Below are 22,830 nucleotides of genomic sequence, written 5' to 3'. Positions count from 1 at the left end.
CTATGGGGGGAAGGAAATCGACTCGGCCAGCTGTTCAACTTCTAAGGGTGCCAGCACGTCGATGACGTCCACCAGCATCGCCGTCGCCGTCGCCTGCGGACTTGTCGCGGCTTCGGTGAACGCCCCGACCATTGCACCGTCAACTGTCGAAATCAGCACCCCGACATGGTCGTTGTCGATCGACCGGCCGGATCGGCGGACCACCTGAGCCACCGCATCGTCACGTTGTTCACGCAACCTCTGCTGCACCTCGCGCAGTTCAGGATGACGGCTGCAGGCCAGCTCACGCTCGTACCGGGACACTAGCTGTTCTCCGCCGCCGAAGCCCGGCGTGCCGAAGAGCAGATCCACTACCGCCTCCGCAGTGGCGGCGGCTCCACGGCGCCGGTACGGAACCAAAGACAGCCGTTCCTGGATCTGTTCCAGCTCATGGGTCCCTGCGTGCTCGACGGCCCGCGCGATGAGGTCTTCCAGCGAGGAGAAATAGTACGTGGTGGATGCCAACGGCAGCCCTGCGCGTTGCGCCACCGCACGGTGCCGTACCGCATCAATACCGTTGTCCCGCAATAGGTCAGCCGCCGCGCTGACCAGCGCGCGCCGCCTCCGCTCCCCTTTCGGGGTCGCCTGCGGGCGGTGCGCGATGCTCCCATCCGGGAACACCTCCACCTGCTGCCTGACCGTCACGCCATGTCATGCTGCCAGCAGCGACGCTTCCCCACGGGCGTTTTGCGCTATCTCGTGCAAGCAGTCAGCTTCGGCCCCGGCCGAGCCTCCGCAATGCCTCCTCGATCGCGTCTCCGCTCCCCGCGAAACTCAGCCGAACGGTGTGATGGCCGTGCACGGTGTCGAAGTCGATCCCGGGTGCGACGGCTACCCCCGTGCGCGCCAACAGGTCCGCACACCAATGCTCGGCGTTATCGGTCAGGTGATCAATATCTGCGTATGCATAGAAGGCGCCGTCGGGCGGGGCGATCTTGGTGATGCCCACGGCGGCGAGACCGTCAATAAGCAGCGCTCGATTCGCGGCATACCTACGCACGTGCCCGTCGAGCTCGACGCGCGCCTCGGAACTGAATGCCGCCAGCGCACCGTACTGGGACACCGCGGGCGGGCAAATCGTGAAGTTTGAGGAGAGCCGGTCGACGGCCCGCAAGTACCGGCGCGGCACCAGCATCCAGCCCAGCCGCCAACCCGTCATCGAGAAGTACTTAGACACCGACCCCATCACCACCGCTTCACGGCTGAATTCCCATGCGCTGGAGGTCTTCTGATCGCCGTAGGACAGTCCGTGATAGATCTCGTCCGATACCAGCAGGGTGCCGTTGGCCTCGCACCACCGCGCGAGCGCCTCCAGCTCGGTGGCGTCAATGATGGTGCCGGTGGGGTTGGCGGGACTGGCGACGATGAGACCGGCGGGGGCCTGGCCGTCCGCCTTCACCACAGTCTCCAGCATTGCGACCGTCGGCTGATACCGGGTTTCGGGACCGCAGTCGATCTCGACGACCCGGCAGCCCAGTGCGGCAAGACAATTGCGGTACGCCGGGTACCCAGGCCGCGTCATCACGACGGTATCCCCGACATCAAACGCCGCAAGAAACAGCAGCGTGAACCCGCCCGAGGACCCGGTGGTGACGACGACGTCGTCCGCACCGACCTCAACACCCGAACGCTCCCGGTGATACGCGGCAATGGCGTCGCGCAGTTCCGGTAGTCCCAATGTTTCGGTGTAACCAAGCACGTGCGTGCCGAGCGCCTCCCGCACCGCGTCGAGAACCACGGCCGGGGCACCGGTTGACGGCTGCCCGGCGGCCAGCGAGATCAGGTCCCCATGGGTGCGCTGGCGCGCGGCAGCCGCTGTCAATACGTCCATGACGTAGAACGGCGCGATTCCGGAGCGCAGCGACGGAGAACGAGTGAGATCTGCCACGGTTGCGACCGTATCGAACCGTGCAGGCATGATGGTCGGCATGCGTGATCTGTCCCGACGCTCTCTACTCAAACTCGGCGCGGCAACCGGAGCCGGTGCCGCCCTGCTCGGCGCCGGGGCTTTCCCGGCCCGCGCCGACGGCGCCATCACCGCGGGCTCCTTCGTCTCGGCGGCGCGCGGCGGTGTCGGCACCGAATGGCGCATCGCGCGCCCGCCCGGCGTCACCGGCCCGATCCGGCCGATCATCGCGCTGCACGGCAAGGGCCAGACCGCGGCCGGCGTCATGGATGGTGGCGTAGAGAACATGCTGGCGCAGGCCGTGGCCTCGGGCGCCAAGCCATTCGCCCTGGCCAGCGTGGACGGCGGCGGCGGATACTGGCACAAGCGGTCATCCGGCGAGGATTCCGGTGCCATGGTGCTCAATGAGTTCATCCCGCTGCTGGCCCAACAGGGATTGGACACCTCGCGAGTCGCGTTCCTGGGTTGGTCGATGGGCGGATACGGCGCCATGCTGCTCGGCGCACGCCTGGGCGCTGGGCGCACCGCAGCCATCACCGCCGTCAGCCCGGCGCTGTGGACATCCTCGGGTGCGACAGCGCCCGGCGCCTTCGACGGTGCCGACGACTACGCCGCGAACTCGGTGTGGGGGCTGGCCGCCCTGAACTCGATTCCGCTGCGCATCGACTGCGGTGACAGCGATCCGTTCTATAGCGCAACCAAGCAGTTCATCGCGCAGCTGCCGACGCCGCCCGCCGGCGGGTTCAGCCCCGGTGGCCACGACGGCTCCTTCTGGAGCTCGCAGATCGGCGCGGAAATGGCATGGATGGCGCCGCTGCTCACGGCGTGACGTTCTCGTGGCGGGATAGCCAACTCCCTCGACGGGTTTGCCATCCGCTGGCATTATGGCGCGGGTGACCGAAATGAGCCGCCGCCGCCTGTTGCAGGTCGGTGCCGCACTCGGGGCGGGTGCTGCCCTTCTTCCGACGCTGGCTGCGCCCGCACGGGCCGCCGCCGACGTCACCAGCGGGTCCTTTATCTCCGAGGCCCGCGGCGGCATCTCCACCGGCTGGAAGATTGCCAGGCCGCCGGGAGTGGACTGGCCGGTGCGACCGGTGATCATGCTGCACGGCCGCGACGAGAACGCCGACCGAACCATCTACTGGGGTTATGAGCGGATGCTCGGGGATTTGGTCGCGGCGGGGGCGCCGCCCTTCGCGGTTGCGGCCATCGACGGCGGCAACAGCTATTGGCATCCGCATAGGAACGGTGACGATCCCGGCGCCATGATCCTCGACGAGTTCCTCCCGATGCTCGCCGAGCAGGAGGGGCTCGACGTGTCTCGGGTGGCCTTTATGGGTTGGTCCGCGGGCGGCTACGGCGCGCTACTGAACGGTGCCCGTCTCGGCGGGCCGCGGACGGCGGCCGTCGCCGCAGTCAGCCCCTCACTGTGGTTGTCCTATCCCGAGGCCACCGCCGACGCCTTCGACAACGAGGAAAACTGGGAAGAGAACACGGTTTTCGGTCGACCCCAGCTCAATGGGATGCCGGTGTGGGTGTCATCCGGATACGACGACAGGTTCTTCACGGCGAGCAAGGTTTTCGCCGAGCAGCTCGCGGCGCCACCCGCCGGAGAGTTCGGTCCGGGCGCGCACGAGGGTAGGTATTGGCTGTCGCAGGTCCCGCAGGCGCTGGGCTGGATCGCGCCGATCCTGGCCGCCTAGTTGCGCACAGCCTAAATGCTGATGCGTCCCTCTGCCGCAGCCAATCCAATATCGGTGCGGAAGTGACTGCCCGGCAGCCGAATCGCCGCGACTTTCGCGTAGGCATCGACACGCGCGGCCTGCAGGTCCGCGCCGGTGCCGACAACCGACAACACCCGACCGCCCGCGGATACGACGGCGCCATCCTCACGGCGTGATGTCCCGGCGTGCAGCACCCCATCGGCCTCCGAGCCGGTGATCACATCGCCGGTGCGCGGACGCAACGGATAGTTCTCGGCGGCCAACACCACGGTGACGGCACTGCCTTCCTGCCAGCGCAACGGCCCAAAGTCCTGGAGCGTCCCCGTCGCCGCGGCATTCAACAGCTGACCCAGTGGGGATTCCAGCAGCGCCAACACCGCCTGGGTCTCGGGATCACCGAAGCGGCAATTGAACTCGACAACGGAGGGGCCCGTGGAGGTGATGGCTAGTCCCGCGTACAAGACGCCCGAAAACCTGCTGCCGCGCTTAACGAGTTCAGCGGCAACGGGTTTGACGATGGTGTCAACGATCTCGGTGACCGCGGCCTCGGACAGCCAAGGCAACGGACAGTAGGCACCCATGCCACCGGTGTTCGGGCCGGTGTCGCCGTCACCCACCCGCTTGTGGTCCTGGGCCGGCAGCAGCGGCACCACCGTCTCGCCGTCGACGATGCACAGCAGCGAGACCTCGGGCCCGTCGAGGAATGACTCCAGCAGCACCGGATGTCCGTCGTCGAGCAGGCTCGCGGCGTGCGCGCGGGCCGCGGCACGATCGTCGGTGACCACCACGCCCTTGCCCGCGGCCAGGCCGTCGTCCTTGACCACCCAGGCCGGTTCGTCGGCAAAGCGGTCCAACGCCGCATCCAGATGCGCTGGGTTGTCCACGATTTCACTGCGCGCCGTGCGCACGCCGGCGGCGGTCATGACGTCCTTGGCGAACGCCTTGGACCCCTCGATCCGCGCGGCCGCCGCCGACGGGCCGAAGCAGGCGATGCCTGCCGCACGCACCGCGTCTCCGACGCCGAGCACGAGCGGCACCTCGGGACCGATGATCACCAGGTCCACTTTCAGCTTGACCGCCAAGGCCGCGACCTCGGCGCCGGAGCCGATATCCACCGGATGCTGGTCGGCCACCGCAGCGGTCCCTGCGTTACCGGGCGCTATGGCGACATAGTCGATCTGCGGGTCGCGCCGCAGAGCAATCGCCACAGCGTGTTCACGGCCACCAGATCCAAGAATGAGGACGCGCATGCCCAAACCCTATCGGTCCGGGCATACCCGGCTATGCATCCGGGCGGTATCCCCGCAACAGCTTGGCCAGCAGCTCGTCCCTGCCGGCGACGAGCTCCGGATAGGGACGCAGGGTCTTCACTAGCGCTTCACCGTCGAACATGTCGGTGATCATGAACACCAGGGTGATGAGCTCGGGTTCGGACAGGCGGTCGGTCCCCGGCACCGATCGCGCCAGCCCCACCATCTGGGCGCCATACTCGGCGACCGCCACCTGCAAGGTCGCCCGCAATTGTTCGTCCGTGCGCGCGGCGACCATGAGTTCGTAGAGAACCGCATTGATGGGCTCCTCCTTGAGCGCCCGCATTACGACCATCACGTCCTCGAATTCGGCGAGACGGTCCCCCGCCTCGTCGAACTGGGCCCGCACCGTCGCCAACTGGCGCCGCAATGTCTCGCGCGCCACCTCGGCCATGAAGTCGCCGACGGTAGGAAAGTGGCGGAACAGCGCCCCATACGAGAGCCCGGCACGCTTGGCGATCCGCTGCACGGAGGCACGTGAATATCCCAGCTCAGCAATGGTGTCGATACCGGAATCGAGCAGTCGTGCGATCGTCGATTCACGACGCTCTGCCTGAGTGGGACTCACGGGTGCACACTAGAGGAACACGGGACGAATGTGGCACAGGTCACTGGCAGCCAGATAAAGATTGTGATCGGTTGCCATCTTTCTTAGACTCGCTGTAACACCCAACGAAGGGCAGCCCCCCATGTCAGACGGTCTTCGCGCAAGCGGCTCATCATCAAGCGGTCTTCGCGCAAGCGGCTCATCCACGAGCGAGTACGACCTCATCATTCGCGACGGTCTCTGGTTCGACGGCACCAAGTCCGAACCACGCATTGCCAACCTCGGCATCAAGGACGGGCGAGTCACCGCCACCTCCTCCGCACCCCTGGACGAGACTGGTTGCCCCGAGGTGATCGACGCCGGCGGCAAGTGGGTGCTGCCGGGGTTCGTCGATATGCATACCCACTACGACGCCGAGGTGCTGCTCAACCCCGGACTCGACGAGTCGGTGCGCCACGGCGTCACCACCATCGTGCTGGGCTGCTGTTCCATGTCGACCGTCTATGCCAAGCCCGATGACGCCGCCGACCTGTTCAGCCGTGTGGAAGCGGTGCCGCGCAAGCATGTGATCGGCGCCCTCAACGAGTTCCAGGACTGGACCGACCCGGAAAGCTACGTCAAGAAGATCGACGCCCTGCCGCTCGGCCCGAATGTGACGTCCTTCCTTGGCCATTCGGACCTGCGCACCGCCGTGATGGGACTGGGCCGGGCCACCAACAACTGGTCCTTCCCCACCCGCAAGGAACTCGACCGCATGGCCGACATGCTCGACAAGGCACTCGATGCAGGGATGCTCGGCATGTCCGGCATGGATGCCCCCATCGATAAGCTCGACGGCGACCGCTACCGCTCACGCGCGCTGCCATCCACCTACGCCTGGTGGCATGAGCGCTGGCGCCTCATCAACGTGCTGCGCAAGCGCGACCGCATCCTGCAGAGCGCCCCGAACATCAATAACCCGCTCACCGCGGTGCTCTTCTTCCTGTCCACGGGAACCCGTTTCTTCAAGCGCCGCAAGGCCGTTCCCGTCAGCTTGCTGGTCGCGGCCGACTCCAAGAGCATCAAGGGCGCGAACGTGTTCTTCAGCGCCGCCGCCAGGATCGGCAACAAGGTCTTCAAGTCCGACGTCAAGTTCCAGCACCTGCCCGTCCCGTTCACGCTGTACTCCGACGGCATCGACCTGCCGGTGTTCGAGGAGTTCGGTGCCGGCACCGCCGCGCTGCACATCAAGGAACAACTGGAGCGCAACAAACTGATGGCCGACAAGGACTATCGCCGCAAGTTCCGGCGCGAGTTCGCCATGAAGAAGCACAAGCCGGGCCTGTGGCATAAGGACTTCTACGATGCCGTCATCGTCGAATGCCCCGATGCCTCGCTGATCGGCAAGACCTTCGGTCAGATCGGCGACGACCGCGGCATCGAGCCGCTCGACGCGTTCCTAGACGTGCTAGTAGAGAACGGCGAGAAGAACGTCCGCTGGACCACCACCGTCGGCAACCACCGCCCCAAGGTGCTCGACGAGATGGCCAAGGACCCCAACTTTCAATTGGGCTTCTCCGATGCCGGTGCGCACCTGCGCAATATGGCGTTCTACAACTTCGCACTGCGCTTCCTCAAGCGCATGAACGACGCGCAGAAGGCCGGGAAACCAGTCCTGTCCCTGGGCCATACCGTGCATCGACTCACCGGCGAACTGGCCGACTGGTTCGGATTGGACGCCGGGCATCTGCGTGAGGGCGACCGCGCCGATTTCGTCATCATCGATCCGGAGAAACTGGACGGCACCGTGGACGCCTACAACGAGGCGCAGGCTCCGTTCTTCGACAACCTGTCGCGCATGGTGAACCGCAACGACGATACCGTCGTGGCCACCGCGGTCAGCGGAAAGGTGGTGTTCCGTCTCGGCGAGTTCATCGAGGGGTACGGACACGACCTGCAGACCGGTCGGTACCTCAAAGCCGGCTCGAAGCTCGCCACCCGATGAGCAGAATCAGTACCTTTGCCAATGACGGGCTGACTTTCGACGTCATCGACGAGGGACCGCTCGATGGGCCGGTAATCGTTGCGCTGCACGGGTTTCCGGAGCGTTCGACGATGTGGGAAGAGATCATCCCGAAGCTGACCGACGCCGGGTTCCGGGTATTGGCACCCGATCAGCGCGGCTACTCGCCCGGTGCCCGTCCGCTCGGCGTCAAAAACTACGCTCTGGACAAGCTCGCTGGCGATGTTCTCGCCCTCGCCGACCAGGCCGATGTTGCAAAATTCCATGTGCTGGCCCATGACTGGGGTGCCGCGGTGGCCTGGCAGGTTGCAGGAAATCACGGCGACCGGGTGCACACCGCTTCCGTTTTGTCGGTTCCACATCCTCGCGCGTTCCGGGATGCCATGCCGCGCGGTCAGATTCTGCATTCCTGGTACATGCTCCTGTTTCAAATCCCGAAACTGCCCGAATGGCTCTTCAGCTTCAACGACAAGGAAGCTTTCAAGAAATTCGGCAAATCGTGGATGAAGGTCTCCGACCGTCTCGCCGAACGCATCCGCGAGTTGTTCAACGAACCCGGCGCCACCACCGCGACAGTCAATTGGTATCGCGCAATGCGTTATTCACTGCGGTCACCGGCCCCGGCCGTCAAAGTGCCCACCCTCTTCATCTGGAGTGACGGAGACTCGGCAGTGACACGGGCCGCCGCGGATGCCAACCCCAAGTACGTCGATGCGCCCTACCGTTTCGAGGTCTTCGAAGGCGTGTCCCATTGGATCGCAGAGGAACGCCCCGATGAGACCGCGGCCTTGGTTTTGGAGCACATCCAGGAACACTCCGCGTAGTCCGCGGCTACCCCGACAGGCCGCTCTATCGAGTTGTTAATGGAGCTCGATATCCTTGCGGGTGATGCTGGCAGAGCACCGATTACAGCTGAGGACCGGTTCGAGCTTGCTGCCGCAGGTCGTGTGAGTAAGGCTTATGTCTGAGCCATCAGCCTGGAGCCATCGTTGGCCCCACGCGAGCATGGCGAGCGGCACCTGGTACAGGTCGAGCCCCCGCTCGGTCAACCGGTACTCGTGGCGAATCGGCCAGTCGCAATAAGGGATCGTAGACAGGATTCCCTGTTCTACCAGGCGGCGGAGTCTGGCAGACAGGATGTTGGGAGCGATGGCGAGATTTTTTTGGAACTCATCGAATCTCCTTGTCCCAAAGAATGATTCGCGAATGATCAAGCTGGTCCAATAGTCACCGGTGATACCCAGAGTGCGAGCGATGGAACACGTTCGGTTGCGTTCCAGTAGTGACAGATCCGGCGTGCGGCGCCGTAGTTCGCGTCGCGACGGAGCACCAAAGGGGCCCGGCCTGTGCGCCAAAACTTCATGCGCACAGACTATTTCGTTACATTTCCGGCAGCGTAGGACAGCTTCGAGCGGCTGGCAGCAGCCTATGTGTATCGCCGGAACTGGGCGCGCGTGCTCGTCGAAGTACCACTGATCGCCCCAGCGCATGGCCACCATCAGGCAGGCAAGGAAGTCTTGCCCCTGCTCGGTCGGGTGATACTCGGACCCGTGCGCAGCATGCTCTTCTGCGAGCAAGCCTCCGGAAATGAGTTGCCTCAAGCGTGAGACCAGCGTCGAACGGGCGACGCCGAGTCTGGTCTGAAACTGCGAGAAGCGGCGAACGTCGTAAAGGAGCGCTTCGCGCATGACCAGCCATGACCAGGCATCTCCGACCGTATCGGCGGTCCGGTAGATCGCGTCAATCTGAACGCCCGAGACTTGCCCTGAGTTCGCCATGTCCGTCGAATCTTATCTGGTCTTATTTTACAAGTCTCTTGCGTATCGAGACTTTCCGGCTTAGAGTCGGCCAGAACAACATTCGTTCAGAGGAGGCAAGAGATGTCGGACCATCCATCGCCGTCGGGCAAGCTGATCGTCGGCCGAGAGGGGCCCGTTACCACGATCACGTTGAATCGCCCGGAATGTCACAACGCCCTTGATCGAGAGGTGTCGGCCGAGCTCAATGCCGCCGTCAGGCAAGTTGCCGTCGATCGGGAGTGCCGGGTACTGATTCTCCGTGGCGCCGGTGGCACTTTTTGCGCAGGCGACGACGTCAAGGAATTCAACGATTGGCAGCCTGGCGACTTCATCTGGCAAGTCCGGATGTACCAGGAAACCGTCAATTTGATTGACAATTTGATTCCCGTCACGATCTCGGCGGTAGACGGCATTTGCACAGGCGGTGGGCTTGAGCTAACCCTCGCAAGCGATTTTGTGATTGCAACTACGCGTTCACGGTGGGGTATGCCCGAGATCAACTGGGACATCACCCCGGGCTGGGGTGGCACCGCCAAGCTTGCTAAGTTCGCCGGACGCCGAAAGGCCAAGGAATGGAACCTTATTGGTGCGCTCTTCAGTGCCGAGACGGCCGAGCGACACGACCTTGTCAATCGTCTGTGCGAAGCAGAGGTCCTCGACCTCGAGGTAGATGCATTGGTCGAAGTCCTGCTCGCGAAAAATCAGGCCACTTTGCAGGTTACAAAATACTTTCTCGACAAGGGAGCGGATCTTGATGTCGCAAGCAGCATGATCTTTGAAGGTGCGCCTTCGCGCGGCTTCGAGGGAGTAGGCATCGCCGATTTCGTGAACAAGAACACTCGTGACCAACGACGAAAACTCGTCGCCAACTTCTGGCAAGACTGAACGCCAGCGGGGCGTTCGCCGTCGCAAGGTTTGTGCCGTATTGGTACGCGGCATCGATGGGTTTCGCGCAAAGCCCCAACTCTAGAGTGGGACGTTTCCATTCTCCCCATTCAACGGGCTTGCAACACAACGCTTCTTGAACGAGGACGACATCGGCTCGATCCTCACCATCTGCTTCCCCACGTGGAGCCGTGGCATGCATCGGCACATTGTCGATACGAACGTCCAGCCGGAAAGATCAAGGCCAGGTTCATCTCTTGCTCAATGGAATTGAGCTCCAAGTACGTCCAGCAGTTTGGCCCGCCAGCATCTTCGAAGGGCTATCGCACAGGATTTCGGCCCTAAACATGCACCCCGCCATACCAATTAGCCATCGACACAGTACCGACAATCAACAAATGTCCAAGGACGGAGGAATCGTGACGATCCCAACAGCCTTCCAGTGGCCGGCAGCCAGTCGGGACGGCGGCCACGCTCGCGTCCGATCGTTCGTGAAGCGGATGTCCGGCTTCGATCTGTTCCCTTCAGAGAACGTCGCAACGAAGTTTGCCCAACTGCTCAACAGCGGGGACCCGGTAGCTGAAAGATACGTTGACGATACGTTCCTCGGATCACTTGGGCCCCAGAGATCCAGAGATATGTTGAATCTGGCGCTAGCGACCTCCATCGATGGCATTCCCGACGCGCCTGCGTCAATGCGCGAGCTCTTCCACGACTTTGAGCAGGTCCCGGAATGGGTGGATCCCGCGCTTGTCGAGCAAGGTGCCGCAGTATGGCGGCGTTGGGGCTACGCGCTCGGCGCCATCGGTAACGCCCTCGGCATGGACACCTACACCGAGGGCTCCTTGGCGGTGCCGCTGTCACTAACGGGCGGGTACGCTGGGCAATCTGCGCTGAATCGTTATCTGGAGACCAGCAGATGGTGGATCGAGATATGTCGCCCCGGTGCAGCATTGACCGCTGGTTCGCGGGGCAGGACTATCTCCATGCAGATTCGGGTAATGCATGTCAGCGTCCGCCGCCGTGTGTCCGACCACCCTGAGTGGGATTCTAAACGTTGGGGCTTACCGATCAGCCAGGCAGAGATGATGCTGCCGCTGCTCGGAGGAAGCGTCGGGTCCGGACTGGGCCTCTTTCTGCTCGGATACGTCACAACACCGCGTGAGATCAGGGCGGCTATGCATTTCAACCGCTACCTCGGTCATCTCCTTGGAATGCAATCGGAGATCTTCCCTATAACGGTTACTGATGGCATCCGCATGCTCTATCTCTTCGACGCGGCTCGCGCATATGACTCGGGCGCAGCAGGAGTCGAGCTCATCGAATCCTTTGCTCCCGCCTTCGGGCCGCGCCCAGAGCATAGGGGGCTGCAACGTTGGAGAGCGCAGCTGCACCTGTACATACAGGCTGGCTACGCCCAGCTATATGTGCGTCATCGGTACGAGATGCCGTCCCCATGGCCAGGTCTGGCGCTCCTGTTTGTCCGCGCGCCACTAATCACGGTTCTTGAAGTCGCACGGCGTATCAGCCCAGCCGTCGACCGTATGTGGCAACGAGCTGCTGTCCGCTCCTGGGAGCGATGGCAAAAATGGGCCTCCCAACGCAGCCCCGGCCAGTACGACACAGTGACGCAATTGCGGCGCTAACACAGTTGACGGTCACACTGGTCCGTTCGTCTGCAAGGAGGACGACATCATCGCCTTCCTGACCATTGCGCCGATCCCCTAGAACCACACCCTGGTGGTTCCGCGCGCCGAGATCGACCGGGCCGATGTTGCGAAATTCCATGTGTTGGCCCATGACTGGGTGCCGCGTGGCCACGCGCGTTCCAGGATGCCATGCCGCGCGGTCAGATTCTGCATTCCTGGTACATGCTCCTGTTTCAAATCCCGAAACTGCCCGAATGGCTCTTCAGCTTCAACGACAAGGAAGCTTTCAAGAAATTCGGCAAATCGTGGATGAAGGTCTCCGACCGTCTCGCCGAACGCATCCGCGAGTTGTTCAACGAACCCGGCGCCACCACCGCGACAGTCAATTGGTATCGCGCAATGCGTTATTCACTGCGGTCACCGGCCCCGGCCGTCAAAGTGCCCACCCTCTTCATCTGGAGTGACGGAGACTCGGCAGTGACACGGGCCGCCTAGTCCGCTGCTACCCCGACTCCAATACCGCTGCCGCATCCTGCAGCCCACGGATCGTGGCGGCGATGGCCGCGCGGTGCTGCGCGCCGGGTCGGGTCAGCACCTCGTACAACCGCGCGGCGCGCACCTCGCGAATGACCAGCCGCGCCACCCGCGGGCTCCGGCTCACGTACCGCGGCATCAGTGCGACGCCGTGCCCATGCGCCACCATGTCCTCAACGATCTGGAAATCCTTGAACCGGAACCTGACTCGCGGGCGGATTCCGGTAGATACCCCGAGCGACACCAGAACATCGTCAACCGGAAAGCCCTCGGGCACACTGATCCACGTTTCGTCCGCCAGCTCGGCCGGTGTCACCGATTCACACGCCGCCAGCCGATGATCCCTGTGCACCAAAAGATCAATGGGTTCCCGCATCAGCGTCATCGACGAGACCCGCGGCGAGCGCAAGGCAGCGGCCCGCTCGTCGCGGTGGGTGACGACAATGTCGTACTCGGCCAACAGCCCGGGCGCCTCGTTGTAGGTGACATCTTCATCACTCGGACGGACGTCCACCGTCTCCGCAACGGCTGCCACAACTCTCGGCAGCAGCAGCCCCGCACCGGACGGGAAGGACGCCACCCGCACCACGGGTTGCATGCCCTCCCGGTACGTCACCATCTCCTCTGCCGCACGATCGACGGCGGCGATCACCTCGTCGGCACGCAAGACCAACGCACGACCCGCGTCCGTGAGAGCGATACCCCGCCCTTCGTGACGCAGCAGGGGCACACCTGCCTCGCGCGCGAGGACCTTCAGCTGCTGCGACACCGCCGAGGGCGTGAGACTCATCGCATCAGCCACTTCACCGACAGTGCCCCGGTCCGCAAATTCGCGGAGAATCCGCAGGCGGCGCACATCCATGAAGAAAATCTACATGAATAGTGCACATTAATTAGATTGTGCTGAATCGATTCGATGCGCAGGATCGACGGCATGACAGCCCGGCACCGCCTCCTCGGACTGACCGTCGCCGTGCTGTGGGGTGTCAACTTCCTGGCCATCCACGTTGGGCTGGAACATTTCCCGCCGCTGTTCTTCGCGGGGCTACGTTTTGCGGTGCTGGCCGTCCCGGTGATCCTCTTCGTGCCCTGGCCACGAGTGCCGATGCGATGGCTCCTGCTCTACGGGGCCGGGTTCGGAACCGTCCAGTTCGCCTTCCTGTTCCTGGCCATGGCGAACGGAATGCCCACGGGTCTCGCCTCCCTGGTGCTGCAGGCGTCAGCCCCGTTCACGGTGATCCTCGGCATGCTGCTGCTCGGTGAGCGGATGTCACGACGACAGATCGCGGGTATCGCGCTTGCCGTGGCGGGTATGACCCTCATCGCGACAGACCGTGCGGCACACGGCGCATCGGCCGCGGTGATCCCGGTAATCCTTACGCTGCTGGGGGCACTGGGCTGGGCCTTCGGCAACATCGCAAGCCGAAAAGCCATGGCGGACAACATCGATCCACGCACGCCGCTACGGCTCACACTGTGGATGTCGGTGGTGCCACCCCTCCCGCTGTTCGCGCTGTCCGCGCTGACCGAAGGGCCGGCCGCGGGCTGGCGCGCGCTGACCTCGATCGGCGAACGCAGCGGGCTCATCGCTCTCGGCGCCCTGGCCTACATCGTGGTGCTGGCCACCATCGTCGGCCTGGGCCTATGGACATATCTGATGGGCCAGTACCCGGCGAGCCGCGTCGCGCCGTTCTCGCTGCTGGTCCCGGTGGTCGGTATCACCACGTCGTGGCTGGCGCTCGGCGAGCGACCGACGCCGCTCGAACTCGCGGGGGCGGCAGTGGTGATCACCGGCTGCCTGATCGGAATGACAGCAAGGTCCGTTGTCCGGGTGGCGAGCTGCGACAGCGCCCAGGACCTCCCGTGCGAAATGTCCGCGGCGGGCACCGCACGTGCGGGCCACTAACCTGGTGGACATGTCCAGTGTGTTCACGAAGATCATCAATGGAGAACTTCCCGGCCGATTCGTCTACGAGGACGACGAGGTCGTCGCGTTCCTGACCATCGCGCCGATCACCCAGGGACACACCCTGGTGGTACCGCGAGCCGAAATCGACCAGTGGCAGGACATCGACGCGGCCGTCTTCGCGAAGGTCAACCTCGTGGCGCAGCGCGTCGGCCGCGCTATCCGCACGGCCTTCAACGCGCCGCGGGCCGGCTACATCATTGCGGGCATGGAGGTGCCACATCTACACGTACACGTCTTCCCTGGCTACCAGCTGACCGATTTCAGTTTCGAGAACGCCGACCCCAACGCCTCGGCCGAATCCCTCGACGAGGCACAGGCCAAGATCAAGGCTGCACTGGCTCAGATCGGCTAGCGCGCACGATCTTTGGCGCCGACACATCGAGATCGGGCTCTGGTTCGTCGTCCGTCATATCGGCGCGCGGCAGTCGCACCTCGAATCGGCAGCCCTCGCCGGGGGCGGTGTGCACGGTGACGGTTCCGTCGTGTGCGGCGGTGAGGGCATCGACGATCGACAGCCCCAGACCCGTGCCGCCGCTGCTGCGGGTGCGCGAGGTGTCGGCACGATAGAACCGCTCGAAGACGCGTTCGGCATCGGTCTTCGTCATTCCCGGCCCGGCATCGATGACTTCCAGAATGGCGTCGTCGCCCTCGGTGCCCACCCTGACCCGCACGGCCGCGGAGGTGTGTCCGAGCGCGTTGCTCACCAGGTTGCCGAGCACCTGCCGCAACCGCAACTCGTCGCCGATGACCTCCGGGGTGCCGGGGCCGTCGAAGACTTCCAGCTCCACCTCACGGTCGGGCGCAGTGGCCTTCGCGTCGTGCACGGCATCGGTGGCCAGCACCAACAGGTCGACGAGCCGCTGCTCCATGGGCCGGTGTGCATCCAGCCGGGCCAGCAGCAGCAGGTCCTCGACGAGCTGACCCATGCGGGTCGACTCCCCTTCGATTCGGCCCAACACCAGCTCGGTGTCGGTGGCCGCGCCCTGCCGGTACAGCTCGGCATAGCCACGGATGGTGGTCAACGGGGTACGCAGCTCGTGGCTGGCATCCGTGATGAACCGGCGCATGCGCTCTTCGGAGGTGCGCGCGGTCTTCGCGGACTTCTCCGAATCGGCCACCGCACGCTGGATCTGCGCCAGCATTCCGTTGAGCGCCAAGGACAATCGACCCACTTCGGTGCGTGGGTCGCGTTCAGGAACCCGGCGATCGAGGTGCCCCGCGGCGATATCGGCGGCCGTCGCCTCTACTTCACCCAGAGGCCGCAAGCTGCGGTGCACCAACCAATATCCGGCGATACCGAGCACCGTCAACACCGCGGCGCCGATGGCGACCTGCAACCACAACAGATCTCGGACGGTGGTGCGGACATCGGTGATATCGCGTGCGACGGTGGTGTAGCCGCCCATCGCGTCGTGCCGTGACACCGCACGCCACTCGGTGCCGGAGCCGTCCTCGGACCGCACCGTCACCGGCCGGCCACCCACGTCGTTGTCGAGAGGCAGAGCCGGGTCGGCCCGGGCGCGATCGTTGAGCATGACCCGAACCTGGTTGTGGCTGTCGGTGGTCCGGATGAAGAACAACGACGGCGGCCGATGACGATTGTTGTCGAAGGCCGGGGGCGGAGGAGGCGGCCGGTTCGCCCACCCGTTGGCCGCATCAATCAGCTCACGATCCGCACGGTTCATCATGGTGCGCTGCATCGTGGTGGTCACCGCGATGCCCGATGCCACCAATCCCAAGGCGACCAGGACCAAGGTTCCGACCACGAGGCTCACCCGCAGCGGTACACCCCGACGAACGCCGGGAACCGTCACTAGCGCGGCTCGCGCAATACGTATCCCACGCCGCGAAGCGTATGCAATAAGCGCTTCTCGCCGTTGTCGATTTTGCGGCGCAGATACGAGACATACGACTCGACGACGTTCACGTCACCACCAAAGTCGTAACGCCAGACGTGGTCGAGGATCTTGGGCTTACTAAGCACGGTGCCCGCATTGATCATGAAGTACCGCAGCAGCGTGAATTCGGTGGGTGAAAGCGCAACCGGCTCACCGGACTTCCACACCTCGTGGGTGTCTTCGTCGAGCTCGATGTCGGCGAAGCTGAGCCGCGACTTGCGCGCCGGCTCCGAGCCCATCCCGGAGCGTCGCAGGATCACCCGCAGCCGCGCGACGACCTCTTCCAGGCTGAACGGCTTGGTCACGTAATCGTCGGCGCCCAATGTCAATCCGGCAATCTTGTCCTGCAGCCCGTCACGTGCGGTGAGGAACAGCGTCGGGGCATCGATCCCGTCCGCCCGCAGGCGACGCAGGACGCCGAAGCCGTCCATCCCGGGCATCATGACGTCGAGGATCACCGCATCGGGACGAACGGTGCGAGCAAGATCCAGGGCCGCGGCACCGCTGTCGGCGGTGTAGACGTCAAAACCCTGGAATTTGAGACTCACCGACAGCAGTTCGACGATGTTCGACTCATCATCGACCACCAGCACCTTGGCCGGAGTGGTGCCGTTGGCCGAGAAGGTTTCCGAACGCGTCTCTGCTGTGCCCGTTGTGATGCTCACCGCTGCCAATCTTCCCCCCAAAATTTACGGTGCGCTGTATCTTCACTGTGAGGTTCCTGTGAATTCCTCACAGCAGATTGTCAGCCAACCGCGTGACTCCGCTCGATCCTTTTGGGCCTTACAGTTGTTGCCATGAAGCTGGTGTCGCTGCTCACCGCGCCGCTGAGGGTGTCGCTGGCGGTTGCCGACACCGGGCTGGCGGTGGCGTCCAAGGCCATCGAAACCGGCCGTGAGCTCCTCGCCGAACTTCCCGACGGACAACCGGCCGACTCCCCCGGAGCGGGGCTGGTGGGCGCCGCCGAATCCCTGCTGGGGATGGTCGGCCGCAAGAGTCCCCTGCAGTCGGCGATGAAGGTCGCCGAACTGATGGAGGAGGACAAACCGATCGGCAGGGCGCTGCGACCGGGCGGGCCGGTGGAGCGCATCATGGCGCCCGGCGGACTTGCCGACAGGCTCACCGAACCCGGGGGTGTGCTCGACAGGCTCTTCGCCAAGGACGGACCCGTCGACCGACTGACCTCCCAGGACGGCGCCCTTGACCGAGCGTTGTCACCGGGTGGCCTGGTCGACCAGCTACTCGCCGAGGACGGGATTCTCGAACGGCTGATGCGTGAAGAGGGCGTCCTCGACAAGTTCACCGCGAAGGATGGACCGCTGCAGCAGCTGGCCAACCTGTCCGAGGTGCTGACGAAGGCGGCGCCGAGTATCGACGCGCTGACTCCCACCATCGAGTTGCTCACCGACACCGTCTCGGCGCTCAGCTCGGTGATCAGCCCGCTCGGCGGGTTCCTGCCCCGAAGACGACCCGCGCGGCCGACGAGTTCCCCGCGACCGGTGCAGTCCGAGCGGGTAATCGATGAGCCGCTTGCGCGAAGAGAACCGGCCGGCGACGAGCCGCTTGCGTGAAGAGAATCAAACACCGCAGGTGAGTCCGACTAAGCGGGCTCGCTAGTACGACTTGCCCTCGGCGTAGCGCTGCCGGCGGAAGCTGCGGCCATTGCCGCGATTGCGGCTCTTGTAGGTCGGCAGTTGTGAGTCGCAATTCGGGCAGATGAGTCGCAGATTCTCTCGACAATTGTTGGTCGGATTTCCGTCGATGTGGTCCAAGACCAGAGCGAGTGGGAGGTCTTGCCAGGTGCTCGCTCCGCCGCAGATTGCACAGCGGCCCGATTGAGCCTCGGCGAGAAACGCGCGGATGTAGTGTCCCCGCCGACTGTCGACCCACGCCTCGCCCGATTCGAGCCAGAGTTTAATGCTTGCGGCTCGTCGGACCACCGACTGGCAGCCATTGCCGCAATAGATCTTCTGGCTGCGCTTGGAAAGTGGTGCACCGCAGCCAAGACAGAGTCTCATGGGCGTGAAACTACGGGCAGGCACCGACAAACTCGGATGCCGTGTGGAGCCCCCTATCGGGATTGAACCGATGACCTACATATTACAAGTATGTTGCTCTACCACTGAGCTAAGGAGGCGCTGGAACGTCGTACAGCTTAGCGGTCAGCATCGACGACATGTTCGCAGACCACCACACCCACTAGCCCTTAACGAGCAGCGCCACCAATAGCACGACCATCCCCAGCAGCAGCCCACTGAGCAGCGTCGGCATGTGGCTCGGCGGAAGTGCGTCATCGCGGCGCATCGCATCCTGCACCCGGCGACGCCGTCGTTCGGCCGCCATAGCCAGCAGACCACCCGTCGTCACCAACACGATGCTCACCGCATGTCGGGCACCGGGAATCCAAAACTCCGGAACAAACTGCATTAGCGCGACGCCGCTGGCGATCAGCGCCAGCGAGGTACGCACCCAGGCCAGATAGGTCCGTTCATTGGCGAGGGTGAATCGGTAGTCGGGTTCAGCCTCTACCGATGCGCCGGTCGTCATGATCCGTACTTCAGCCACAGCGGCACTACCTTGTTCAGGCGGTCCATGAACTTCTGTAGCCCCACGCGGTGCTCACCGAAGCCCATTGGATCAATCCGATACTCCGGAAAGGCAATTCCGACCCCGAAGAGACCGGGCGCGATGATTCCGTTGGACGCATTGCACTCCAGGTGGCCCCACTGCGGGGTGGCGGGGAGCTCCCTGGGGTTAAACCCGACGGTGTACACGGCATAGTCACAGCCCTGGAGCGTCTCGGGGAACTCGGGGCTGTCGACCGAACACCTTTCGAGCCGATCCGGCAGCACTCCGTCGATGTTCTCTCGCGCCCACCGCGCGGCCTCACCCTTTAGACCGGTGTCGCCGAAGAGCGTCCAATCCCCCATATCCACCGCGTAGCGCAGCGGGCCGCGATAGAAGTTGATCACCTTGGCTGCGGAGCCGGCGAGCAGGTTCGGCAACGCGATCATGCTTGAATGCGACGCGCCGAACACGGCCACCGTGGCGCCCTCCAACGGCTGTTGCGCGAGCTTTTCAGGATTGAGCGCGGCCTCGATCGGGACCTCGTTCAACCAGGGATAGTCGAGTGTCTTGGGTACCGATCCGACCGCCAGGATCACATTCTTCGACGTGATGTCACCCAGTTCCGACTGCACAGTCCACCTACCGCCCTGCAGCGAAAGTCCGGTCGCGGTAGTCCGCAATGCATTCACCTGCGTACAGAGCTGCCCGGTGATCCAGACCAGCGGGTCGGCCACGTCCCCAAGAAGACAGGTGTCCGTGGGCGCGAGATCGTTCAGCGCGAAATGCGGTGCACGGCCGAAACGGAAGGATGCCGCACCCGTCAGGTAACTGATAAACAGCTTCACCGATGTATTGCTCGGCACCGCACGCCATTTCGCGCCAAGATCACCAGCGGTGAAATCCGGGTCGATCCACGCGATAGAAGCGGGCGGCACGCCGTGGTCCAGGAGCTTTCCCACCGCCGCGATTCCTGCGGGACCCGCACCGACCACTGTCCACCCGTACTCACTCACTCTTCCGCCCTCCTTACGAGGAAAAACCAAGAACATCACCGGCATTGGTACCGGCGCCTGCCATCGATTGTTCGACGTCGTAGCGGTTCTGAGTAGTGACGAATCGAGAAGTAGGTCCAAAGCGTGGCTTATAAACCCAGGTAGGAGAGCTAAGTCCGTTCGGTACCGTTGGCGTCCCAGGTGCTCGGAAGCATCGGAACCACCTGCTGCGTGTCGCCCGAGGAGAGACGGAGTGTCCGCGCGGTATCCGCGCCTACCGCGACCGGGGCGGTGCCGGCGAAACCGAGAGGACCGGCGCCCCGACCCGTCCCGGCCCGATCAGCGATATCAGCACCGGTGGACGCTTCGCCTGTCGTGCCCATATCCATTGTCTCTTTGAGGAATTCATAGCGCCGACCATCGGCTCGAGCCTTGCTCTTGCTGCGCTGTCGTCGTCGGGCTCTGGCGACGGCGACAGCACTTGAGGCGACACTCGCGTCGACCGTATCGACTGCGACGCCCGATGATTTCTTGGTGCTCTTCGGGCCAAAACTCACCCCGGGCGGCACCAACCCGGGTATGGCGTAACTGATTCCGGCGGCCGGCGCCGGAGTGCCGGCCGTGTTCGAGGCCGGTGCTCCCGATACCGGCGTGGCCGACGACGAGCCGCCAGTGGGAGTGGAAGCCAGGGCGGGGCCCAGCCCGACGGCCAGGTTCGGCTCCACGTGGTGGGCCTGACGTGGCAACGGTCGGTCTCCCGACGGCGCGGGCACCGGAGCGGAGACCGCCGCGACCGGGGGCCGCAGGTTGAGCAGGGCCGCCAGGCCTGCCAACCCACTCAGGGCAGGGATGAGGAAAGGCAAAAGGTATGAGGCGTAGTACGGGTACCAGAGAAGGTCGTAGAGGAACAGCATGATGACCGCCAGGACAGCCGAGGTCGCCGGATTGAAGCCCAGCTTCTCGAACCACTGTTGGAAACCCTGCAGCATTTGCGTGATCTGGTCCGGCGAACCCGGGATATCTGATTGGCCGCTACGGGCTTCACCTCCGGGTCCAAGGATCTGTGGTGCCGGTTGAGTAGGCGGTATCGCCGAGGTCGCCGTGTCGCTCGCGGCTTGGTAGAAGCCCATGGTGGCGGCAGCCTGCACCCACATCCGCACATAGTCCGCTTCGTTCAGCGCGATGGGAATGGTGTTGATACCAAAGAAATTCGTGCCGATAAGCGCCCCATGAGCGGCGTGGTTGGCGGCCAACTCCGCCAACGTCGGCATAGCCGCCAAAGCACTCGAATACGCAGCGGCGGTCGTTTCATGTTGCGTGGCAAGGGCCGTGTTCTCGACAGCGGATTGCTCCAGCCAAGCGAGGTACGGTCCGTGAGCTGCCACGTACTCAGATGAGCTGGGCCCCTGCCAACTGCTTGCCTGAACCCCCGCCAACACCTGGATCAACTCCACCGCCGCCAGCGCATGTTGGTGTGCGAGTTCTTGCCATTGCGCAGCAGCGGCAAGCAGCGGTCCAGGACCCGGGCCCGAACTCAACAGCGCCGAATGCACTTCGGGAGGCGCAGCCATCCAAATCGGTGCAGACATGCGCCGCCTCCCTGAAGAATGGACGCAAGCCGTTTCGCGTCACCGTAGGAGTAGTCGGACTGCTGGGCGGATAGTTCCCGCGCGATCAGAATCAGCGTCCGAAATCACATTTACCGTTGCGCGCCAGGAATTCCCACGTCATGCAGCCGTACCGTACAGTCGGTTCATGCCAGTCATCGATGCTCGCCACCTCGGCGGGGTATCCGAAACCGCGCTTCTCACATTGCATCAGCGCGCGACCGAGGCGGCGCGACGTGACGGCATTATCGATGATCCGATGGCAATCACCTTGCACGGCAGCCTCGACTACGACTATCTACGCTTCGGTCGAACACATCAAGCTACTGCCTTGCGGGCCTTGATATTCGACGATGCATCACGCGAATACCTGAGCACCTACCCGCGCTCCACGGTGGTGGCCCTGGCAGAGGGACTACAGACCAGCTTCTGGCGCATCGACAACGGCGAGCTGACGTGGCTGTCGGTGGACCTCGATCCCATTGTGCGCCTGCGCCAGCAGTTGCTTCCGCCCTCGGACCGGCTGCACTACTGCGCCCAGTCCGCCCTCGACCATTCCTGGATGGACAGGGTTGATGACACCAACGGGGTGTTGATCACCGCCGAGGGTCTGTTCCAGTACCTGGAACGCGATCTGGTTCTCGACCTGATTGCGTCCTGCGCCAGAAGATTTCCCAGTGGGCGGCTGGTCTTTGACTCCATACCGCGGTTCTTGAGCAACCATTCACAGCGCGGCATGAAGCTCAGCGAGCACTACATCGTGCCGCCAATGCCGTTCTCGTTCACCGCCAACCAGTACGACGAGCTCCGCGCCATCCCCGGCATCCGCAGCGTTCGCGAGCTACGGATGCCGCCCGGGCGTGGCCCGCTACTGCGCTGGGCCGGCCCACTGCTGTATGCGCTACCCGGCCTCGATCGGCTGCGCGCGCCGCATACCGTCGTCGAGTTCGGCTGAGATACTGGCACTTCCGCCCGGAAGTGCTACCCGGCAGCGACGGCGAAGTCTCCGCCCGCCCGGACCAGTATCTCCTGAACCTCCTGCACCGACAGCGCGCTATCGGATACGACGCGCACCATCGACGCCCCCTGAGGATCCAGATCGATGGACACCTCATGCACCGGATCGAGCGCGGTCAGGGCTTCGGTCACCCCCATGACGCAGGACTTGCAGTGCATTCCACTGATGGCGAAGGTCTGCTCAGACATAGTGTGTTTCCTTCTGAAGTAGTTACTCACAACGGATTATCAGGAACCAAGGTTCCGTGGGTGCTTACGCGCCCCACTTGGCTCCTTCGGCCATGTCGCGGGCATTCATCGAGAGTGTGTTGGTCTCGTGAGTGGCACCCATGGCGCGGTAGGCGCGGACGAGCTCTTCCATCGCGGTGTTCCACTGCGCCTGCC

Annotated in this window: 23 protein-coding genes, 1 tRNA gene and 2 pseudogenes; 11 read left to right on the top strand and 15 right to left on the bottom strand. The window is 63.9% G+C overall.

Annotated elements, in window-relative coordinates:
• Both FZI91_RS21990 and FZI91_RS21985 read right to left on the bottom strand, forming a co-directional pair.
• Window positions 1-684 (bottom strand): TetR family transcriptional regulator, encoded by a 684-nt coding sequence (locus FZI91_RS21990; protein WP_309224046.1) that lies wholly within the window; start codon window positions 682-684, stop codon window positions 1-3.
• 64 nt (window positions 685-748) lie between these two features.
• Window positions 749-1,969 carry a pyridoxal phosphate-dependent aminotransferase gene (locus FZI91_RS21985; RefSeq protein WP_155941244.1) on the bottom strand — a complete coding sequence of 407 codons (1,221 nt, stop codon included), beginning with the start codon at window positions 1,967-1,969 and terminating at the stop codon, window positions 749-751.
• Here FZI91_RS21985 and FZI91_RS21980 point away from each other — a divergent pair.
• Together FZI91_RS21980 and FZI91_RS21975 are read left to right on the top strand one after the other, a co-directional pair.
• The gene (locus FZI91_RS21980) at window positions 1,968-2,774 is read left to right on the top strand and encodes an alpha/beta hydrolase family protein (protein ID WP_155941243.1); all 807 of its coding nucleotides are present in this window, start codon (window positions 1,968-1,970) and stop codon (window positions 2,772-2,774) included. The genes FZI91_RS21985 and FZI91_RS21980 overlap by 2 nt on opposite strands.
• 64 nt (window positions 2,775-2,838) lie before the next feature.
• Window positions 2,839-3,648 carry an alpha/beta hydrolase family protein gene (locus FZI91_RS21975; RefSeq protein WP_162525505.1) on the top strand — a complete coding sequence of 270 codons (810 nt, stop codon included), beginning with the start codon at window positions 2,839-2,841 and terminating at the stop codon, window positions 3,646-3,648.
• 11 nt (window positions 3,649-3,659) lie between these two features.
• Here FZI91_RS21975 and purD read toward each other — a convergent pair whose 3' ends face one another.
• Together purD and FZI91_RS21965 are read right to left on the bottom strand one after the other, a co-directional pair.
• The gene (purD, locus tag FZI91_RS21970; RefSeq protein WP_155941242.1) at window positions 3,660-4,919 is read right to left on the bottom strand and encodes a phosphoribosylamine--glycine ligase; all 1,260 of its coding nucleotides are present in this window, start codon (window positions 4,917-4,919) and stop codon (window positions 3,660-3,662) included.
• Between the two features lie 31 nt (window positions 4,920-4,950).
• Window positions 4,951-5,547: a TetR/AcrR family transcriptional regulator gene (locus FZI91_RS21965; RefSeq protein ID WP_162525504.1), complete on the bottom strand. Its 597-nt coding sequence runs from the start codon at window positions 5,545-5,547 to the stop codon at window positions 4,951-4,953.
• A gap of 121 nt (window positions 5,548-5,668) precedes the next feature.
• Here FZI91_RS21965 and FZI91_RS21960 point away from each other — a divergent pair, with 121 nt between their 5' ends.
• Window positions 5,669-7,510 (top strand): amidohydrolase family protein, encoded by a 1,842-nt coding sequence (locus FZI91_RS21960; RefSeq protein WP_155941241.1) that lies wholly within the window; start codon window positions 5,669-5,671, stop codon window positions 7,508-7,510.
• The gene (locus FZI91_RS21955) at window positions 7,507-8,352 is read left to right on the top strand and encodes an alpha/beta fold hydrolase (RefSeq protein ID WP_155941240.1); all 846 of its coding nucleotides are present in this window, start codon (window positions 7,507-7,509) and stop codon (window positions 8,350-8,352) included. Before FZI91_RS21960 ends, FZI91_RS21955 begins: the two co-directional genes overlap by 4 nt.
• Before the next feature lie 36 nt (window positions 8,353-8,388).
• On the opposite strand, the gene FZI91_RS21950 is transcribed toward FZI91_RS21955, so the two are convergent.
• Window positions 8,389-9,306, bottom strand: coding sequence for a helix-turn-helix domain-containing protein (locus FZI91_RS21950; protein ID WP_155941239.1), 918 nt, complete (start codon window positions 9,304-9,306; stop codon window positions 8,389-8,391).
• Window positions 9,307-9,408: 102 nt separating this feature from the next.
• Here FZI91_RS21950 and FZI91_RS21945 point away from each other — a divergent pair, with 102 nt between their 5' ends.
• From FZI91_RS21945 to FZI91_RS21935, 3 genes and pseudogenes are all read left to right on the top strand, one after another.
• On the top strand, window positions 9,409-10,212 hold the full coding sequence (locus tag FZI91_RS21945) for an enoyl-CoA hydratase/isomerase family protein (protein ID WP_155941238.1): 804 nt from the start codon (window positions 9,409-9,411) through the stop codon (window positions 10,210-10,212).
• 398 nt (window positions 10,213-10,610) lie between these two features.
• Window positions 10,611-11,858: an oxygenase MpaB family protein gene (locus FZI91_RS21940; protein WP_155941237.1), complete on the top strand. Its 1,248-nt coding sequence runs from the start codon at window positions 10,611-10,613 to the stop codon at window positions 11,856-11,858.
• A gap of 106 nt (window positions 11,859-11,964) precedes the next feature.
• Window positions 11,965-12,353: pseudogene (locus FZI91_RS21935) on the top strand (alpha/beta hydrolase); the annotation flags it as partial.
• Between the two features lie 10 nt (window positions 12,354-12,363).
• On the opposite strand, the gene FZI91_RS21930 reads toward FZI91_RS21935, so the two are convergent.
• A complete protein-coding gene (locus FZI91_RS21930) occupies window positions 12,364-13,257 on the bottom strand; it encodes a LysR family transcriptional regulator (protein ID WP_155941236.1) in 894 nt (297 codons plus the stop codon).
• Between the two features lie 72 nt (window positions 13,258-13,329).
• On the opposite strand from FZI91_RS21930, the gene FZI91_RS21925 reads away from it, so the two are divergent.
• Together FZI91_RS21925 and FZI91_RS21920 are read left to right on the top strand one after the other, a co-directional pair.
• Window positions 13,330-14,301 (top strand): EamA family transporter, encoded by a 972-nt coding sequence (locus tag FZI91_RS21925; RefSeq protein ID WP_155941235.1) that lies wholly within the window; start codon window positions 13,330-13,332, stop codon window positions 14,299-14,301.
• A 10-nt stretch (window positions 14,302-14,311) separates the two neighbouring features.
• Window positions 14,312-14,716, top strand: coding sequence for an HIT family protein (locus FZI91_RS21920; protein WP_155941234.1), 405 nt, complete (start codon window positions 14,312-14,314; stop codon window positions 14,714-14,716).
• On the opposite strand, the gene FZI91_RS21915 is transcribed toward FZI91_RS21920, so the two are convergent.
• Both FZI91_RS21915 and FZI91_RS21910 read right to left on the bottom strand, forming a co-directional pair.
• Complete coding sequence (locus FZI91_RS21915) at window positions 14,688-16,178, bottom strand: sensor histidine kinase (protein ID WP_375234331.1); 1,491 nt, start codon at window positions 16,176-16,178, stop codon at window positions 14,688-14,690. The two genes, FZI91_RS21920 and FZI91_RS21915, sit on opposite strands and share 29 nt — an antisense overlap.
• The gene (locus tag FZI91_RS21910) at window positions 16,178-16,921 is read right to left on the bottom strand and encodes a response regulator transcription factor (RefSeq protein WP_162525552.1); all 744 of its coding nucleotides are present in this window, start codon (window positions 16,919-16,921) and stop codon (window positions 16,178-16,180) included. Before FZI91_RS21910 ends, FZI91_RS21915 begins: the two co-directional genes overlap by 1 nt.
• A 138-nt stretch (window positions 16,922-17,059) precedes the next feature.
• Between FZI91_RS21910 and FZI91_RS21905 the strand changes: the two genes are divergently transcribed.
• Entirely contained in the window at window positions 17,060-17,833 is a 774-nt protein-coding gene (locus FZI91_RS21905) for a hypothetical protein (RefSeq protein WP_155941233.1), read from the top strand.
• 42 nt (window positions 17,834-17,875) lie between these two features.
• Here FZI91_RS21905 and FZI91_RS21900 read toward each other — a convergent pair whose 3' ends face one another.
• From FZI91_RS21900 to FZI91_RS21880, 5 genes are all read right to left on the bottom strand, one after another.
• The gene (locus tag FZI91_RS21900) at window positions 17,876-18,280 is read right to left on the bottom strand and encodes an HNH endonuclease (RefSeq protein WP_155941232.1); all 405 of its coding nucleotides are present in this window, start codon (window positions 18,278-18,280) and stop codon (window positions 17,876-17,878) included.
• 44 nt (window positions 18,281-18,324) lie between these two features.
• Window positions 18,325-18,399: transfer RNA gene (locus tag FZI91_RS21895), tRNA-Thr, on the bottom strand.
• 62 nt (window positions 18,400-18,461) lie between these two features.
• Window positions 18,462-18,809 carry a YidH family protein gene (locus FZI91_RS21890; RefSeq protein ID WP_155941231.1) on the bottom strand — a complete coding sequence of 116 codons (348 nt, stop codon included), beginning with the start codon at window positions 18,807-18,809 and terminating at the stop codon, window positions 18,462-18,464.
• Window positions 18,806-19,843 carry a pyridine nucleotide-disulfide oxidoreductase gene (locus tag FZI91_RS21885; RefSeq protein WP_162525503.1) on the bottom strand — a complete coding sequence of 346 codons (1,038 nt, stop codon included), beginning with the start codon at window positions 19,841-19,843 and terminating at the stop codon, window positions 18,806-18,808. Before FZI91_RS21885 ends, FZI91_RS21890 begins: the two co-directional genes overlap by 4 nt.
• 149 nt (window positions 19,844-19,992) lie before the next feature.
• Entirely contained in the window at window positions 19,993-21,411 is a 1,419-nt protein-coding gene (locus FZI91_RS21880) for a PPE domain-containing protein (RefSeq protein ID WP_155941229.1), read from the bottom strand.
• A 166-nt stretch (window positions 21,412-21,577) separates the two neighbouring features.
• On the opposite strand from FZI91_RS21880, the gene FZI91_RS21875 reads away from it, so the two are divergent.
• Window positions 21,578-22,384 (top strand): class I SAM-dependent methyltransferase, encoded by an 807-nt coding sequence (locus FZI91_RS21875; RefSeq protein ID WP_155941228.1) that lies wholly within the window; start codon window positions 21,578-21,580, stop codon window positions 22,382-22,384.
• Between the two features lie 26 nt (window positions 22,385-22,410).
• On the opposite strand, the gene FZI91_RS21870 is transcribed toward FZI91_RS21875, so the two are convergent.
• The gene (locus FZI91_RS21870; RefSeq protein WP_155941227.1) at window positions 22,411-22,635 is read right to left on the bottom strand and encodes a heavy-metal-associated domain-containing protein; all 225 of its coding nucleotides are present in this window, start codon (window positions 22,633-22,635) and stop codon (window positions 22,411-22,413) included.
• A gap of 64 nt (window positions 22,636-22,699) precedes the next feature.
• Window positions 22,700-22,830, bottom strand: a pseudogene (locus tag FZI91_RS21865) (WXG100 family type VII secretion target); the annotation flags it as partial.

Source organism: Mycobacteroides sp. CBMA 271, from assembly GCF_009729205.1.
GTDB lineage: Bacteria > Actinomycetota > Actinomycetes > Mycobacteriales > Mycobacteriaceae > Mycobacterium.
This window is presented reverse-complemented; position numbering and strand designations above follow the sequence as displayed.